This window comes from Streptomyces sp. NPDC097129, assembly GCF_055668065.1.
Window position 1 is genome coordinate 1,059,813 of sequence record NZ_JBVOQE010000002.1, and the last position, 16,572, is coordinate 1,076,384.

Here is a 16,572-nt window from a genome sequence, read left to right on the forward strand (position 1 = left end):
GCGCTCAGGCGGCCGACGCCGGGACGTACGGCGCGAGGTCGGCGGCCAGCTCCTCGTGCACCCGCACCTTGAGCAGGGTGCCCTCCACGGTGTGCTCCTCGGAGATCACCTCGCCCTCGTCATGGGCGCGTGCGACCAGCTTGCCGTGCGTGTAGGGCACGAGCGCCTCGATCTCGACGGACGGCCGGGGCAGCTCCGCGTCGATCAGGGCGAGCAGCTGGGCCATGTTCTGGCCGGTGCGGGCCGAGACGGCGATGGAGCGCTTCTCCACCCGCATCAGCCGCTGCAGCACCAGCGGGTCCGCCGCGTCCGCCTTGTTGACCACGACGATCTCGGGTACGTCGGTGGCGCCGACGTCCCGGATCACCTCGCGGACCGCGGCCAGCTGCTCCTCCGGGTTGGGGTGCGAGCCGTCCACCACGTGCAGGATCAGGTCGGACTCGCCGACCTCCTCCATGGTGGAGCGGAACGCCTCGACCAGGTGGTGGGGCAGGTGGCGTACGAAGCCCACGGTGTCGGCCAGCGTGTAGAGCCGGCCGCTCGGGGTCTGCGCCCGGCGCACGGTCGGGTCCAGGGTCGCGAACAGCGCGTTCTCAACCAGGACGCCCGCGCCGGTGAGGCGGTTGAGCAGCGAGGACTTGCCGGCGTTGGTGTAGCCCGCGATGGCGACGGACGGCACCTTGTGGCGCTTGCGCTCCTGGCGCTTGATCTCGCGGCCGGTCTTCATGTCCGCGATCTCCCGGCGCATCTTCGCCATCTTCTCGCGGATCCGCCGCCGGTCCGTCTCGATCTTGGTCTCACCGGGGCCACGGGTGGCGAGGCCGCCGCCCTTGCCGCCGCCCATCTGCCGGGACAGCGACTGACCCCAGCCGCGCAGCCGCGGCAGCATGTACTGCATCTGCGCGAGCGCGACCTGCGCCTTGCCCTCGCGGGACTTGGCGTGCTGGGCGAAGATGTCGAGGATCAGGGCCGTACGGTCGATGACCTTGACCTTGACGACGTCCTCGAGGTGGATGAGCTGACCCGGGCTGAGCTCACCGTCGCAGATGACGGTGTCCGCGCCCGTCTCCAGGACGATGTCGCGCAGCTCTTCGGCCTTGCCGGAACCGATGTAGGTGGCCGCGTCGGGCTTGTCGCGGCGCTGGATCACGCCGTCGAGCACGAGCGCGCCCGCGGTCTCCGCGAGGGCGGCGAGCTCGGCCAGCGAGTTCTCCGCGTCGTCGACGGTCCCCGAGGTCCAGACACCGACGAGCACGACCCGCTCCAGACGGAGCTGGCGGTACTCGACCTCGGTGACGTCCTCGAGCTCGGTGGAGAGGCCCGCCACACGGCGCAGAGCCGCGCGCTCGGAGCGGTCGAACTGGTCGCCGTCCCGGTCTCCGTCGATCTCGTGGCTCCAGGCGACGTCCTCTTCCATCAGGGCATCGGCCCGAAGTCCTTCGGGGTAGGTGTGCGCGAGGCGCTTTGTGGCCTGGGAAGAGGAAGAAGAGGAGGTCATTGGGTCCTTACGTCTTTGGGGATTCCGTCATTGGTCACAACGCGCGAGTACCCCGGGAGATTCCCGCGTCCCGCGTCGCGGCGACCCGAAGATGGTCGCACGGAACGGCCCGTCTCGTCACCGGCTTATTTGTCCGCCGTCTTCCGGTCCGCCGTCTTCTGCGAGGGCGCGGTTTTCTGCGGTGCCGCCGGCTTCCAGTCGGGGTGCCCGGGCATCGGCGGCGTCTTCGTGCCGTACAGCCAGGCGTCGAAGAATCCGCGCAGGTCACGGCCGGAGATGCCGGAGGCCAGGTGGATGAAGTCGGCCGTGGTCGCGGTGCGGTCGCGGTGGTCCTGCACCCAGACGCGTTCCAGGCGCTCGAAGGCGGGCCGGCCGATCTCCTGGCGCAGGGCGTACAGGGCCAGCGCGGCCCCGTCGTAGATGTTCGCCCGGAAGATGCCGATCTTCTGGCCGGGCTGCGGCGGCTTGGGGGCGGCGGGCGGCCCGCCGGCCGCGCGCCAGCGGTCGGAGGCGGCGTAGGCGGCCTTCATGCGCGCCTCCATCGGCTTGTGCGCCTTCTCCTCGGCGTACAGGGCCTCGTACCAGGTGGCGTGTCCCTCGTTGAGCCATACGTCGGACCAGGTCCGCGGGCTGACGCTGTCGCCGAACCACTGGTGGGACAGCTCGTGCACCATGATCGACTCGACGTACCAGGCCGGGTAGGCGGGATCGGTGAACAGGTCCCGCTCGAAGAGGGAGAGCGTCTGCGTCTCCAGCTCGAAGCCGGTCGCGGCCTGGGCCATCAGCAGCCCGTAGGTCTCGAAGGGATAGGGCCCGACCTTGCTCTCCATCCAGGCGATCTGGTCCGGGGTCTTCTTCAGCCACGGCTCCAGGACCGTGCGGTCCTTGCTGGGCACGACGTCCCGCACGGGCAGACCGTGCGGTCCGTCGCGGTGCAGGACGCTGGAGCGGCCGACGGAGACCTGCGCGAGCTCGGTGGCCATGGGGTGCTGTGTGCGGTACGTCCAGGTGGTGGCCCCGCCGGCCCGGTCGACGGTGGTGGGCAGGCCGTTGGCGACGGCGGTGTACCCGTTGGGCGCGGTCACCCGGAAGGTGAACATGGCCTTGTCGGAGGGGTGGTCGTTGCACGGGAACACCAGGTGGGCGGCGTCGGCCTGGTTGGCCATGGCGAGGCCGTCCGCGGTGCGCACCCAGCCGCCGTCGCGGCCCTGGACCGGCCTCGGGTCGCTGGTGTGGCGGACGGTGATCCGCGTCCAGCTGCCCGGCGCGAGCGGCCGTCGCGGGGTGACGACCAGGTCCTCACCGGCCTGCGCGAAGGAGGCGGGACGGCCGTCGACCTCCACGGAGGACACCGTGCCGTGCGCGAAGTCCAGGTTCAGCCGGTCGAGGGCGCCGGTGGTCCAGGCGTCGATGGTGGTGACCGCCTGGAGGGGCTTGTCGTTGCTGCCGGAATACGTCAGGGCCAGGTCGTACGACGCGACGTCGTACCCCGGGTTCCCGAGGTACGGGAAGAGGCGGTCGCCGACGCCGAGCGGGGCGGCAGGGGCGCTCGCGGCGATGAGGCAGACGGAAACGGCGGAGGCGAGCAGCGCCGTCTTCAGGCGCCGGATGGTCTTCGTACGGGGGGTGCGCGGCATGGAACACCGCTACCAGCGCACGCGCGCGTGGCGGCGACGGCGCGCGCCCGGCCCACCCGAAAGAGGGGCACGCCGGGTGGCCGGGCGGACGCGCGGAAGCGTCCCGGACGTGTCTCAGAGCAACGGTGGGGCGTGGTGCTGGGCCCGGTCCACGTCGTAGACGCCGGGGACGTTGCGCATCGCCCGCATGAGGGCGGGCAGGTGGGCGGCGTCCGGGAGCTCGAGCGTGTACGTGTGACGGACGCGCTGCTGGTTCGGGGGCTCCACGGTCGCGGAGACGATCTCGGCGCCCTCCACCGCGATGGCCTCGGTGAGGTCGGCGAGGAGGTGGGGGCGGCCGAACGATTCGGCGACCAGGGTCACCCGGCATGCCGCGGTCTCGCCCCAGCGCACGTCGGCTTCCGTGCGCCCCCCGCCCCGCATGCGCGCCACGGCGGCGCACCCCACGCGGTGCACTGTGACGGCCCCGCCGCGCACGGCGAAGCCGGTGATCTCGTCGGGCGGCACGGGGGTGCAGCAGCGGGCGAGCCGTGCGGTGGCGCCGTCACGGCCGAGGACCACCACGTCTGCGGCACGGGGGCGCGCGGCACGCGGGCGGAGCGCGGGGCGCGCGCCGGGCGCGGGCTCCTCCTCGCCGGTCTCGGCCTTCTGACGGCCGTGTGTTTCCCCGGCAGGGCGGGCCCCCGCGGCGGCGGACTCTGCCGAGGCGTTCTCGGGCGTGCCTGCGCGGGTGGGGCCGGTCGCGTCTTCGGCGGTGCCCACCAGGGGGACTGCGTCCGCGCCACCGAACGACTGCGCGCCCTCGCTTCCCCGTCCGATCACGCCCACGGCGCACCCGGGTGTGCCCCCCACTCCCCCATGCGCCGGGCGCACGCCGGGCGCAGCCGCGCTCACTTCGCCTTGGTCCGCGCCTGGGCGCTCCTGCTGTTCCCTGTCCCCCGCCGTGCTCGCGCCCTGGGCGTCCGGCCCCGGGTGCGAGGTCAGCCACCGCTGGATCGCGATGCGTGCCGCGGGCGTGTGCGCGTACTCCAGCCACTCCCGCGACGGCTCCGAGGCCGGGTCCTGCCCCATGAGCGGCTCCACGGTGTCGCCGTCACGCAGCACCGTGCCCAGCGGCGCCAGCAGACCGTTGAGGCGGGCCCCGATGCAGGCGTGGGCGTCCTCGCCGTACTGCGCGTACGCGGCGTCCACGCAGGTCGCACCCTCGGGCAGGCCGATCGGGATGCCGTCGGGCCGGAAGACGGTGATCTCCCGGTCCTGGGCGAGGTCCTCACGCAGGGTCGTCCAGAAGGTGTCGGGGTCGGGGGCGGCCCGCTGCCAGTCCAGGAGCCGGGAGAGCCAGCCGGGCCGGGTGGGGTCGGCGCGCTCGCCGTCGGCCGGGAACTGCTCGTCCGACGGCGGCGCGTAGGGGTTGCCGAGGGCGACGACGCCGGCCTCGGCGACCTTGTGCATCTGGTGCGTGCGGATGAGGACCTCGGCGACCTGGCCGTCCGCGCGGGCCACCGCGGTGTGCAGCGACTGGTACAGGTTGAACTTGGGTACGGCGATGAAGTCCTTGAACTCCGAGACGACCGGCGTCATACAGGTGTGGAGTTCACCCAGCACCGCGTAGCAGTCGGCGTCCTCGTTGACCAGCACGAGCAGCCGGCCGAAGTCGGTTCCGCGCAGTTGACCGCGTTTGCGCGCGACGCGGTGGACGGAGACGAAGTGGCGGGGCCGGATGAGGACTTCGGCGGAGATGTCGGCCTCGCGCAGCACCCTGCGCGCCTCGTCCGCGATCTCGGCGAGCGGGTCGTCGGCGCGGGCCGCGTTCTCGATGATCAGCTCGCGGGTGTGCTCGTACTCCTCGGGGTGGAGGATCGCGAAGACCAGGTCCTCCAGTTCGGTCTTGAGGGCCTGGACGCCGAGGCGTTCGGCGAGCGGGATGAGCACGTCACGGGTCACGCGCGCGATGCGGGCCTGCTTCTCGGGGCGCATCACGCCGAGGGTGCGCATGTTGTGCAGCCGGTCCGCGAGTTTGATCGACATCACGCGGACGTCGTTGCCGGTGGCGACGAGCATCTTGCGGAACGTCTCCGGTTCGGCGGCGGCACCGTAGTCGACCTTCTCCAACTTGGTGACGCCGTCGACGAGATACCGCACCTCCTCGCCGAACTGCTCCCCTACCTGATCCAGCGTCACGTCCGTGTCCTCGACGGTGTCGTGCAGCAGGGAGGCGGTCAACGTCGTCGTCTCCGCGCCGAGTTCGGCGAGGATCAGGGTGACGGCGAGGGGGTGGGTGATGTACGGCTCGCCGCTCTTGCGCATCTGGCCGCGGTGCGAGGACTCGGCCAGCACGTAGGCGCGGCGCAGGGGTTCGAGGTCGGCGTCCGGGTGGTGGGCGCGGTGGGCGTCGACGACATGGCTGATGGCGTCGGGCAGCCGGCCACGGGCGGCCGGGCCGAGCAGTGCGGCGCGGCCCAGGCGGCGCAGGTCGATGCGGGGGCGGGCCTTGCGGCGCGGGGAAGGGGGCGCGCCCTGCTCGAGCGCCGCGGTGGAAGCGGGTGCGACCTGCCCCGTCACCGGGCCTGGGGTCGCGGGGTTCGTTGCCTCCGCACTCATGGGCACCTCCGGCTGCGTGGACCGGCGGACGGGGTGCCCCAGGGCGGACACGGCTCAGGGGAGGGCGACTCCCCCGTCCGAGCCGGTGCTTGATGCTACCGAGCCCACCACGCGCGTAGGACCGTCTCTCGGCGAGCGTGAAACGGATCACCCATTCGAGCGACGGTCGACGGGTTTACGGCGTGGCGTCAACCGCCGTCCGAGCGGTACGGGGCCGGAAGCCGTGGCCGGTGCCGGCCGAACGCGTCGGTGCCGGCGGAACGCGTCGGTGCCGGCGGAACGCGTCGGTGCCGGCGGAACGCGTCGATGTCAGCCGAACGCGTCGATGTCAGCGGATCACCCCGGTGTCATCCGATCACCTCGGTCTCATCCGGTCACGCCGGTGTCATCCGATCGCGCCGCGCAGCCACTCCGCGTCGATCTCGCCCTGCGCGACGATCACCGCGGGGCCGGTCATCTCGATCTCGCCGTCGGGGCGCTCGGTGATCACGAGACGTCCGCCGGGGACGTCCACGGTGTACGTCACCGGAGTGCCGGTGGTGGCCGGGTCGGCGCCGTCGCGGCGGGCGGTGGCGACGGCGACGGCACACGCGCCCGTGCCGCACGAGCGGGTCTCGCCGGAGCCGCGCTCGTGCACGCGCATGCCGACGTGGCGTGGACCGCGGTCGACGACGAACTCGACGTTCACGCCGTCCGGATAGGCGGAGGCCGGGCTGAACGGCGGCGGCGAGCACAGGTCGCCCGCGTGGGCGAGGTCGTCGACGAAGGCGACCGCGTGCGGGTTGCCCATGTTGACGTTCCGCGCGGGCCAGCTGCGCTCGCCGACGCTCACCGTGACGTCGCCGTCGGGCAGGACCGCCTTGCCCATGCCGACGGTGACGTCGCCGTTCTTGGCGATGTGCACGCTCTTCACGCCCCCGCGCGTGGCGACGGCCAGGTCGCCCTCGTCGACGTGCCCGGCGTGCTGGAGGTAGCGCGCGAACACGCGCACGCCATTGCCGCACATCTCGGCGATCGAGCCGTCGCCGTTGCGGTAGTCCATGAACCACTCGGCCTCGGCGGCCATGGCCTTCGCCTCGGGATGCGCCGCGGACCGCACGACGTGCAGCACTCCGTCGCCGCCGATGCCCGCGCGGCGGTCGCACAGGGCGGCGACGGCGGCCGGGGACAGGTCAAGGGCGTTCTCCGGGTCCGGGACGATCACGAAGTCGTTCTCGGTGCCGTGACCCTTGAGGAAGGCGATCCGCGTGCTCATGCCTCGATCGTACGGGAGCGCTCCGCCGGGGCGCGTACGGCTGGGTGGCAGGTGAGCGGTGGTGCGACGCGGCGGACGGGCCCGCTTGGGGTGGCCCACTCGCCCGACGGTGGGTCGCTGGGCGGTGGCTTGCTCGCCCGAGGGTGGGTCCGTGGGCGGTGGCTTGCTCGCCCGAGGGTGGGTCCGTGGCCGGTGGCTTGCTCGCCCGGCGGTGTCCGTGGGCGGCGGCTCGCTCACCCGGCGGTGGGCCCTCGGTGCTGGCCCGCACACACGGCGTGCTCCCCTCGCGCGGAGGCGCTCCCGTGCGAACCCGCTCAACGCGGGGGCCGCGCGCAGCCGCGCTCAGCGCAGCCGCGCCACCCGCCACACGGCGAGCGTGACGACGACGGCCACCAGCAGGACGTACCCGAGGACGACCCGCCAGTCAGGGCGGCGGCCCGAGCCGCGGGGCGGCAGGCCCGGCCATGTGTAGCCGACGCGCCGGGCGGCCGTCATGCCCCAGCCGGCCGCGCAGGAGCAGATCAGCAGGCCCAGCATGGCGATGACGGCACCGCTGTCCCCGAAGTCGAAGGCGAGCGGGAAGGCGAACATCAGGGAGCCGCTCGCGGCGAGCGCGACGATCGGCGCGAGCTGCCACAGCCGCAGCCGGCGCTGCGGGCGCAGCTCGACCTCGACCTCGGGCCCGCCCGCGAACATCTCTTCCGGTTCCGGACCGTCCGCGGTCACGCCGCCCTGGGTGTCGTCGGGGCCGTCCGGGCTCAGCGGGTCCCCGTCCGGGACCGGACGGTCGCCGTCGAGGCCCGAACCGCTTGTGCCCTGCGGCTCCTCACCCCTGTCGGTGGTGACGGGCTCGGTGTCTTGTGCGGTGTCGCGAGGGCCGGCCTCCATCGCCACGCGCCCTCCCAACTCGGACTCCACTTGGTCGATCGAAGCTCGATGATGGCACGGCGCCGGAGGCCGGGATGACGGCCTGGGCGTCCCGATGCCATGACGTGATCAGGCTGTAACCGGTCGTTCGATCAACGCCAGCGCGAGCTGCGGAAGTTCCCCGAGGTCCGCCGCGGCCCCACTGAGCCAGTGCACCCGCGGATCGCGCCGGAACCATGAATCCTGGCGGCGCGCGAAGCGCTTGGTGGCACGGACGGTCTCGGCGCGCGCCTCCTCGAGCGTGCACTCCCCGGCGAGCGCCGTGAGCACCTGCTGATAGCCGAGGGCGCGCGACGCCGTACGCCCTTCGCGCAGCCCCCGCGCCTCCAGGGTGCGCACCTCCTCCACGAGGCCGGCCTCCCACATCCGGTCGACCCGGCGCGCGATGCGCTCGTCGAGCTCGGGTCGCGCCACGTCGACGCCGATCTGCACGGTGTCGTAGACGGAGTCGTGGCCGGGGAGGTTCGCCGTGAAGGGCTTGCCGGTGATCTCGATCACCTCAAGGGCCCGGACGACCCGGCGCCCGTTGCTGGGCAGGATCGCCCGCGCGGCCTCGGGGTCGGCGACGGCCAGCCGGGCGTGCAGGGCGCCGGAGCCGCGCAGCGCCAGCTCCTCCTCCAGGCGGGCCCTGACCTCGGGGTCGGTGCCGGGGAACTCCAGGTTGTCGACGGCCCCGCGGACGTAGAGGCCCGAGCCGCCGACCAGGATGGGCCAGCGTCCGGCGGCGAGCAGTTCGTCGATCCGTCCGCGGGCGAGCCGTTGGTACTCGGCGACGGAGGCGGTGACGGTCACGTCCCAGATGTCGAGGAGGTGGTGCGGTACGCCGGCACGCTCCTCGTGCGTCAACTTGGCGGTGCCGATGTCCATCCCTCGGTACAGCTGCATGGAGTCGGCGTTGACGACCTCGCCGCCGAGTTGCCGGGCGAGAAAGACGCCGAGGTCGGACTTGCCGGCCGCGGTGGGACCGACGACGGCGATGACGCGGGGGGCGGGAGGTGCGCTGCTCACCGCACCAGTTTCGCAAACCCCGGACCGTGTCCTCGAACGAGTTACGTGACGCGGTCTCCGCGAGGTCGTTGCCACCTTGCGAGATCCCGTCACCGGCTCGTGCGGGGCGGTGATCCCGGTGGCGCAATCGGACGCACCGGGCCACGCGGAATTTCGCCCGGACGAGTACCGTATGGAGTTGATATGGGCGTTTTTGCGAAACTTTTTCGGAGGTCGGAGACCGCGGCAGCGGCCGAGCAGGCCGTGAGCGAGCCCTCCGCCGACGAGGCTGAGACGGCGGCGAGCGCGGAGATCACGGGCGGCACGGGCGGCACGGAGAGCACCGGCGGCGCGGACCACACGGAAGCCGCCGAGACCGCGGAGGCGAGCAAGGCGAGTGAGGCTGCGGATCCCGGGGCAAGCGAGAAGGGCGAGGAGAACGCGGAGGCCGCCGGTATCCCTCAGCAGCAGTCCGCCGAAGCGGCCGCCGACAGTGAGGCCGGTGAGGGCGCCCACACGTAACTGTCCCGCCAGGGAAGGTGGACCATGGGTCTGATGGACAATCTGAAAGCCAAGCTCGGCCCGGCCAAGGACAAGGTGTCGGACCTCGCGCAGCAGCACGGGGACAAGATCCAGCACGGCATCGACCGGGCCGCGAAGGTCGTCGACGAGAAGACCAAGGGCAAGTACAGCGACAGCATCCAGACGGGTACGGGCAAGGCGAAGGGCGCCATGGACCGGCTCGCGCACATGGGCGGCGCCGCGGCCGACGGCGGCGCGGCCACCCCGCCGACCCCTCCCCCGGCGACCCCGCCCCAGGGCCCGCCGCCCACCTCCTGACCCCGTCCCGCCACGGCCGGGGCCGCCAGGGCCTCAGCCCGCAGCGCAACCACGGACGGCCGCGCAGCCTCACGGCGCGCGGCCGTCCGGCATGTGCGCTCGCGTCGCCCGTGACAGGCGCTACGACCAGGTGGCGACCAGGTAGCCCACACCGTACGGCGCGTCCTCGTACAACAGCGCCCCGCCCAGGTCCGCGTCCGCCGCCGCGCCCGCGAGCACCTGCCACGGGGCCCGGCCGGAGACCTGCAACTCGTCAGCGAGCCGCACGTCCAGCGCCCGCAGCGCAACCACGTCCGCCGCGCCGAGCGCCCGCGCCACCTCGGCGTCGAAGGGCGCCGCGCGTTCGTCCAGGTAGCCCGGCGCCTTCACGGTGCGGCAGGCACTGGCGTCGCCCATCACCAGCAGCGCGACCCGTTCGGCGGCCGCGGCGAGGTCCGCGCCCAGCTCGGCGCACTGCTCCGGCGCGAGCGTCCGCGCCACGGCCAGCCCCTCGATCGGGGCGTCCGACCAGCCGGTCCGCTCCAGCAGCCGGCCGGCGACCGCGAGCGAGGGCGGCAGCACGGGCTCGGCAGCCGTATCCCCGCCCTGCCCCAGCGTTACGTCGACATCCACGCCGAAGCCACGGAACGAGCCCCGCGCTCCCTGCGGGTACGTCCCCGTCTCCTCGGCCGCTCCGACGACCACGAGCCGGTCGGGGCGGGCGGCCGCGAGCACGCCCAGCGCGTCCGTGCAGGCCGCGCGGGCGGCGTCCAGCTCGGGAGCGGCGCCCGCGGCCACCTCGGGCAGGAGAAGCGGCGGGCAGGGGCAGACGGCGGCGGCGACAAGCATGATCAGCAGACTACGCGGTCAGTAGCCGAACGGACACGCCAGCCGACGGCGGTGCCGCGAGGGCCGGGGCCGGCCGCCGCCGGCGCCGCGAGGGCCGGGCCGGCCGCCGCCGGCGCCGCGAGGGCCGAGGCCGGCCGCCACTGGCGGTGACACGAGGGCCGGGGCCAACCGCCGCCAGCGGTGCCGCGGGGACCGGGGGCCAGCTGTCACCGGCGGCACCACGAGGGCCGGGAGCAGCCGCCCCTTGCGGCGCCGCGGGGACGGGGGGCCAGCTGCCACTGGCAGCGCCGCGAGGGCCGGGGCCGACCGCCGCCAGCGGTGCCGGGGGGAGGGCGGGGACACCAGCGGCCGGCGATGACGACCGAAGCACAAGACGCCGGCCGGCCCCAGCGGTTACGCGGAGGCCGGAGACACCAGCCGCCGCCGACACGCAGAACCAGAGACACCAACCAGCCGCCACCGACACACAGACCGGAGACACCAGCCCGCCGCCACCGACACGGAGACGGGAGACACCAACCCGCCGCCGGTGACGCCGAAGTCGGCGAGGCCCCCCGGCCGGTGACCTGGAGACCGCTGCAGCCAGCCCCGATGACACGGCGGCGCGCGCACGGCTCACCCCGGCGACACGGGCACGTTCGCCGCGCCGGCGCGTGGCACGTTCGCCGCGCCCGGGCGGTCGTCCGGTCAGTCGCAGCCGCAGCCGCTGCCCGTGGCGACCGGCAGGGGTGCGGGCGCGCCGATCTTCGGCAGGCCCAGCATCACGCCGGCCGGCTTGGCCTGTTCCGCCTCCTGGCGCTTCTGCCAGGCGTCGCCCGCGCGTGTGCGGCGCACGTTCAGCACCGGGCCCTCGGCGAGGAGGTGGTGCGGCGCGGCGTACGTCACCTCGACGGTGACGACATCACCGGGGCGCACCTCCTGCTCCGGCTTGGTGAAGTGGACCAGGCGGTTGTCGGGGGCGCGGCCGGACAGGCGGCGGGTGGCGTCGTCCTTGCGGCCCTCGCCCTCGGCGACCATCAGCTCCAGCGTGCGGCCGACCTGCTTCTTGTTCTCCGCCCAGGAGATCTCCTCCTGCAGGGCGACCAGCCGCTCGTAGCGCGCCTGGACGACCTCCTTGGGGATCTGGTCCTCCATGGTCGCGGCCGGGGTGCCGGGCCGCTTGGAGTACTGGAAGGTGAAGGCCTGCGCGAACCGGGCCTCGCGCACCACGTGCAGCGTCTGCTCGAAGTCGTCCTCGGTCTCGCCGGGGAAGCCCACGATGATGTCGGTGGTGATCGCGGCGTCCGGGATGGCGGCGCGGACCTTCTCGATGATCCCCAGGTAGCGCTCCTGGCGGTAGGAGCGGCGCATCGCCTTCAGGACCGTGTCCGAACCGGACTGCAGCGGCATGTGCAGCTGCGGCATCACGTTCGGCGTCTCGGCCATGGCGGCGATGACGTCGTCGGTGAAGTCACGCGGGTGCGGGGAGGTGAAGCGGACGCGCTCCAGGCCCTCGATGTTCCCGCAGGCGCGCAGCAGCTTGCTGAAGGCCTCACGGTCGCCGATGTCGGAGCCGTAGGCGTTGACGTTCTGGCCGAGCAGGGTGATCTCGGAGACGCCCTCGGCGACCAGGGCCTCGACCTCGGCGAGGATGTCGCCCGGGCGGCGGTCCTTCTCCTTGCCGCGCAGCGCGGGGACGATGCAGAAGGTGCAGGTGTTGTTGCAGCCGACCGAGATCGACACCCAGGCCGCGTAGGCGCTCTCACGGCGGGTGGGCAGCGTGGAGGGGAAGGCCTCCAGCGACTCGGCGATCTCGACCTGCGCTTCCTCCTGCACGCGGGCGCGCTCCAGCAGGACGGGCAACTTGCCGATGTTGTGCGTGCCGAAGACGACGTCCACCCAGGGGGCCTTCTTCACGATGGTGTCGCGGTCCTTCTGCGCGAGGCAGCCGCCGACCGCGATCTGCATGCCCGGCCGCTGGGCCTTCCTCGGCGCGAGCCGGCCGAGGTTGCCGTAGAGCCGGTTGTCGGCGTTCTCCCGGACGGCGCACGTGTTGAAGACCACGACGTCGGCGTCACCGTCGGAGCCCTCGGGGGCGCGCACGTACCCCGCGTCTTCGAGCAGGCCGGCGAGCCGCTCGGAATCGTGGACGTTCATCTGGCACCCGTAGGTGCGCACTTCATAGGTCTTGACGTCCACTGCGGGGCTCCGGTCGCTGCTGCTCATGCCATACAGGGTAGGCGGTTCCGGAACCAGCCCGGTCCGGGCTGTGGACAACGTCCGCCCGGCCCTGTGGACAAGCGGACGCCGGCCCGCGGACGGGCGGGGCTCAGGGGTCCACGAGCCCCGCGCGGATCGCGTAGCGGGTGAGCTCCAGGCGGTCGCGCAGGCCGAGCTTCTGCAGGATGTTCGCGCGGTGCCGCTCGACCGTCTTGACGCTGATGAACAGCAGGTCGCCGATCTCCTTGGAGGTGTGTCCCTCGGCGACCAGCTTGAGGATCTCCTCCTCGCGCTCGGTGACGGCGCGCTCGGGCAGCCCGTCGCCGCGGTGGAGGCGGTCCAGGTAGGAGCGGACCAGCGTGCGTTCGGCGCCCGGGTAGATGAACGGCTCGTCCCGCATGGCCGCGCGGCACGCCTCCACCAGGTCCCGGTCGGCGACGGACTTCAGCACGTACCCGCTCGCGCCCGCCTTGAGCGCCTCGAAGAAGTACTGCTCGTTGTCGTACATGGTCAGGATCAGCAGGCGCAGACCGGGCAGCCGCCGGGACAGCTCGCGGGCCGCCTGCAGGCCGGTCATGCGGGGCATGGCGATGTCCAGCACGGCGAGATCCACCTCACGCGCGCGTGCCAGCTCAACCGCCTCGGCCCCGTCGCCGGCCTCGGCGACGACGGTCAGGTCGGGCTCCGACTCCAGGATGAGCCGCACGCCCCGCCGTACGAGGGTGTGGTCGTCGGCGAGCAGGACGCGCACGGGGCGGCCGGTCACGTGGAGCCCCCCTCGCCTGCGCCCACGCCCTCCGCCGCGCGGTCACCGTCCGCTCCTTCGGCGGTGAGCGGTACGCGCAGCCGTACGTCCGTCCCGCCGCCCGGCGCCGCCGCGACGCTCAGCTCGGCGCCGACCAGCAGGGCACGCTCGCGCATGCCGCTGATGCCGGCGCCCTCGGCCGTCCCGGCCGTGCCCCGGCCGTTGTCCCGCACCAGCAGCTCGACGCCCGCCGCGCCGGCCCGCAGGCGCAGCGCGGCGCGGTGTGCGCCGGAGTGGCGGGCGGTGTTGGTGAGGGCCTCCTGCGCGACCCGGTACAGCACGAGTTCCGTCTCCCGGGGTAGCGGCGTGAGATCGGCGACGAGGTCGTGGCGGACGGTCAGTCCGTGCCCGGTGAACTCGGCGGCGAGCGAGCGCAACGCGCTGAGCAGCCCCAGTTCCTCCAGCACGGCTGGCCGCAGCCGGCGGGCGATGCGGCGGATCTCGTCCAGCCCCGCGCGGGTGGCCTCCTGGGCCTGACCCACCTCCTCGCGCAGCTCCGCCGGGGCCCGGTCGGCGACGCGCCGGAGCTGGAGCAGGACGGCGGTAAGGGTCTGGCCGACCTCGTCGTGCAGCTCGCGGGCGATGCGATGGCGCTCCCTCTCCTGCGCGGACAGCGCACGGGCGGCACCGGTTGCACGCTCGGCCGCGAGCCGGTCGAGCATCGCGTTGTACGTCGTGATCAGCCCGGCCGCCTCCGCCGGACCGGCGACCTCGGGCCGCGCCCCGGGGCGCAGTAGGTCGGCGGTGGCCATGGCTCCGGCCAGCCGGGTGAGCGGGGCGAGTCCGATGCGCAGGACGGCCGCGTTGACGACGAGCAGCGCGGCCAGCCCGCCGACCACCACCAGCGCCTCGCCGGGCAGCACCGGGGTCGAGACGGTGACCGGGCCGAGCAGCAGCGCGGTAGCGACGACGAGGCCGATGGCGTTGAGGAAGAAGATCCGCCAGAACAACGACACTCGCCTGGCACCTCCTCTTCCGCTTCGCGCCCACAGCCCTCCCGTCGCCAGTCTCCGCGCCGCCCGCTCACCGCGTCCATCCGTGCTGACACCCATGTCGTCACCGTACGGAAGGGTGGCAGCATGGCCGCTCCGCACCGGCCGGAACGATCTCCGGCGGTGCCCGTACGACCGGCGAATGAAGGGGAAGAAACGTGCCTGCGCCGCGCCTGAGGGCGACACCGCTGCCGGGGATCGGCGTCAAGTACGACCTGGTGACGCGGGAACAGGGCCATCTGTCGGTGGTGGCGCACCGGGACGGCAGCCGCACCCTGAGCGTGTACCGGGCCGACGACCCCGATTCCTGCGCGCACTCGCTGCGGCTGACCGGCTCGGAGGCGGACTCGCTCGGCGACGCGCTGATGCCCGCCCACCACAGCCCGAACCTGCTGCACACCACGGACCTGGGTCTGGTGGCCGAGCGGATCGAGATCGCGGCGGCCTCGCACTGGAACGGCCGGCTGCTCGGCGAGACCCGGATGCGCACGGAGACGGGTGCGTCGATCGTGGCGGTGCTGCGCCGCGCCGACGCCGTGCCCTCCCCCACGCCGGCCTTCCGGCTCGCGGGCGGCGACACCGTGATCGTGATCGGCACCCGCGAGGGCGTGGACGCCGCCGCCGCCATCCTCGGGCGGGAGTGAGCCGCCGGTGCACTCCTCCGCGGTTCTGCTCATCGAGTTCGGTTCGATCATCCTCTGCCTCGGCCTGCTCGGCCGGATGGCGGCCCGGTTCAGCTTCTCGCCCATCCCGCTGTACCTGCTGGCCGGTCTGGCGTTCGGCGAGGGCGGGCTGCTGCCGCTGGGGGCGAGCGAGGAGTTCGTCGCCACCGGCGCCGAGATCGGCGTCATCCTGCTGCTGCTCATGCTGGGCCTGGAGTACACCGCGAGCGACCTGGTCTCCAATCTGCGTACGCACTATCCGGCGGGCCTGGTCGACTGCGCGCTGAACGCGTTGCCGGGCGCGGCCGCCGCGCTGCTGCTGGGCTGGGGGCCGGTGGCGGCCGTGGTGCTCGCCGGGGTCACCTGGATCTCCTCCTCCGGGGTCATCGCCAAGGTGCTCGGCGACCTGGGCCGGGTCGGCAACCGGGAGACACCGGTCATCCTCAGCGTGCTGGTCCTGGAGGACCTGGCGATGGCGGTCTACCTGCCGATCGTCACCGCGCTGGTGGCGGGCGCCGGGTTCGCGGCCGGCAGCGTGACGCTGGCGATCGCGCTGGGCGTGGCGGGCGTGGTGCTGTTCGTCGCGGTCCGCCACGGCCGGCTCATCTCACGCTTCGTCTCCAGCGACGACCCGGAGAAGCTGCTGCTGGTCGTCCTCGGCCTGACGATCCTGGTCGCCGGTGTGGCGCAGCAGCTCCAGGTGTCGGCCGCGGTGGGTGCGTTCCTGGTCGGCATCGCGCTGTCCGGGGAGGTGGCGGAGGGAGCGCACACGCTGCTGAGCCCGCTGCGGGACCTGTTCGCCGCGGTGTTCTTCGTCTTCTTCGGGCTGCACACCGATCCGGCGAGCATCCCGCCGGTGCTGCTGCCCGCGCTCGCACTGGCGGTGGTCACCGCGCTGACGAAGATCGCCACCGGCTACTGGGCGGCCCGGCGCGCCGGGATATCGGCCAAGGGGCGCTGGCGGGCGGGCGGTGCGCTGGTGGCGCGCGGCGAGTTCTCGATCGTCATCGCCGGGCTCGCGGTGACGGCGGGCATCGAACCGTCCCTGGGCCCGCTGGCCACGGCGTACGTCCTGATCCTGGTCGTCCTCGGTCCGGTGACCGCCCGCTGCACGGAACCGCTGGCGGCCCGCTGGTCCCGGCGCCGCGCCGCCACGCCTGCGGTGGCGGGACCGGCGGACGTGGAGGGCGGGTCGGCGGCGCAGGCCGGAGCACGGGAGCGGACGGCGGTGCCACGGGACTGAGACGTGCGGCCCGGGTCGCGGTTGCCGCACTACCCGACTGCCGCACTACCGGACCACCGGACCACCGGACCACCGGACCACCGGACCACCCGACCATG

At 73.4% G+C, this 16,572-nt stretch carries 14 protein-coding genes; 4 read left to right on the plus strand and 10 right to left on the minus strand.

Annotated elements, in window-relative coordinates:
- Positions 1-4: 4 nt before the first annotated feature.
- The 6 genes from hflX to miaA all read right to left on the minus strand — a co-directional run bounded on the left by hflX (position 5) and on the right by miaA (position 8,926).
- Positions 5-1,498, minus strand: coding sequence for a GTPase HflX (hflX, locus tag AC0B9F_RS10375; protein WP_472000754.1), 1,494 nt, complete (start codon positions 1,496-1,498; stop codon positions 5-7).
- Between the two features lie 125 nt (positions 1,499-1,623).
- Positions 1,624-3,135 (minus strand): M1 family metallopeptidase, encoded by a 1,512-nt coding sequence (locus tag AC0B9F_RS10380; protein WP_472000757.1) that lies wholly within the window; start codon positions 3,133-3,135, stop codon positions 1,624-1,626.
- Between the two features lie 114 nt (positions 3,136-3,249).
- A complete protein-coding gene (locus AC0B9F_RS10385) occupies positions 3,250-5,736 on the minus strand; it encodes a RelA/SpoT family protein (RefSeq protein ID WP_472000758.1) in 2,487 nt (828 codons plus the stop codon).
- Between the two features lie 385 nt (positions 5,737-6,121).
- Positions 6,122-6,991, minus strand: coding sequence for a diaminopimelate epimerase (gene dapF, locus AC0B9F_RS10390; RefSeq protein WP_472000760.1), 870 nt, complete (start codon positions 6,989-6,991; stop codon positions 6,122-6,124).
- 342 nt (positions 6,992-7,333) lie between these two features.
- The gene (locus AC0B9F_RS10395; protein WP_472000922.1) at positions 7,334-7,879 is read right to left on the minus strand and encodes a hypothetical protein; all 546 of its coding nucleotides are present in this window, start codon (positions 7,877-7,879) and stop codon (positions 7,334-7,336) included.
- Between the two features lie 108 nt (positions 7,880-7,987).
- A complete protein-coding gene (gene miaA / locus AC0B9F_RS10400; protein ID WP_472000762.1) occupies positions 7,988-8,926 on the minus strand; it encodes a tRNA (adenosine(37)-N6)-dimethylallyltransferase MiaA in 939 nt (312 codons plus the stop codon).
- 243 nt (positions 8,927-9,169) lie between these two features.
- Between miaA and AC0B9F_RS10405 the strand changes: the two genes are divergently transcribed.
- The gene (locus AC0B9F_RS10405; RefSeq protein WP_472000764.1) at positions 9,170-9,427 is read left to right on the plus strand and encodes a hypothetical protein; all 258 of its coding nucleotides are present in this window, start codon (positions 9,170-9,172) and stop codon (positions 9,425-9,427) included.
- Positions 9,428-9,451: 24 nt separating this feature from the next.
- Positions 9,452-9,745, plus strand: coding sequence for an antitoxin (locus AC0B9F_RS10410; protein WP_472000766.1), 294 nt, complete (start codon positions 9,452-9,454; stop codon positions 9,743-9,745).
- 120 nt (positions 9,746-9,865) lie between these two features.
- On the opposite strand, the gene AC0B9F_RS10415 is transcribed toward AC0B9F_RS10410, so the two are convergent.
- From AC0B9F_RS10415 to AC0B9F_RS10430, 4 genes are all read right to left on the minus strand, one after another.
- Complete coding sequence (locus AC0B9F_RS10415) at positions 9,866-10,573, minus strand: class III extradiol dioxygenase subunit B-like domain-containing protein (RefSeq protein ID WP_472000768.1); 708 nt, start codon at positions 10,571-10,573, stop codon at positions 9,866-9,868.
- A gap of 687 nt (positions 10,574-11,260) precedes the next feature.
- Entirely contained in the window at positions 11,261-12,778 is a 1,518-nt protein-coding gene (gene miaB / locus AC0B9F_RS10420) for a tRNA (N6-isopentenyl adenosine(37)-C2)-methylthiotransferase MiaB (RefSeq protein ID WP_472000769.1), read from the minus strand.
- Positions 12,779-12,881: 103 nt separating this feature from the next.
- Complete coding sequence (locus AC0B9F_RS10425; protein ID WP_472000771.1) at positions 12,882-13,538, minus strand: response regulator; 657 nt, start codon at positions 13,536-13,538, stop codon at positions 12,882-12,884.
- The gene (locus AC0B9F_RS10430; protein ID WP_472000773.1) at positions 13,535-14,533 is read right to left on the minus strand and encodes a sensor histidine kinase; all 999 of its coding nucleotides are present in this window, start codon (positions 14,531-14,533) and stop codon (positions 13,535-13,537) included. Before AC0B9F_RS10430 ends, AC0B9F_RS10425 begins: the two co-directional genes overlap by 4 nt.
- 194 nt (positions 14,534-14,727) lie before the next feature.
- On the opposite strand from AC0B9F_RS10430, the gene AC0B9F_RS10435 reads away from it, so the two are divergent.
- Positions 14,728-15,213, plus strand: a complete 486-nt coding sequence (locus AC0B9F_RS10435; protein ID WP_472000775.1) for a cation:proton antiporter regulatory subunit — start codon at positions 14,728-14,730, stop codon at positions 15,211-15,213.
- A gap of 7 nt (positions 15,214-15,220) precedes the next feature.
- Positions 15,221-16,474 (plus strand): cation:proton antiporter, encoded by a 1,254-nt coding sequence (locus AC0B9F_RS10440; protein ID WP_472000776.1) that lies wholly within the window; start codon positions 15,221-15,223, stop codon positions 16,472-16,474.
- Positions 16,475-16,572 lie beyond the last annotated feature (98 nt).

Coding starts and splice junctions, on each gene's coding strand:
- AC0B9F_RS10395 (WP_472000922.1), bottom strand. CDS start 7,879: ATGGAGGCCGGCCCTCGCGACACCGCACAAGACACCGAGCCCGTCACC.
- AC0B9F_RS10385 (WP_472000758.1), bottom strand. CDS start 5,736: ATGAGTGCGGAGGCAACGAACCCCGCGACCCCAGGCCCGGTGACGGGG.
- miaB (WP_472000769.1), bottom strand. CDS start 12,778: ATGAGCAGCAGCGACCGGAGCCCCGCAGTGGACGTCAAGACCTATGAA.
- AC0B9F_RS10380 (WP_472000757.1), bottom strand. CDS start 3,135: ATGCCGCGCACCCCCCGTACGAAGACCATCCGGCGCCTGAAGACGGCG.
- AC0B9F_RS10410 (WP_472000766.1), top strand. CDS start 9,452: ATGGGTCTGATGGACAATCTGAAAGCCAAGCTCGGCCCGGCCAAGGAC.
- hflX (WP_472000754.1), bottom strand. CDS start 1,498: ATGACCTCCTCTTCTTCCTCTTCCCAGGCCACAAAGCGCCTCGCGCAC.
- dapF (WP_472000760.1), bottom strand. CDS start 6,991: ATGAGCACGCGGATCGCCTTCCTCAAGGGTCACGGCACCGAGAACGAC.
- AC0B9F_RS10415 (WP_472000768.1), bottom strand. CDS start 10,573: ATGCTTGTCGCCGCCGCCGTCTGCCCCTGCCCGCCGCTTCTCCTGCCC.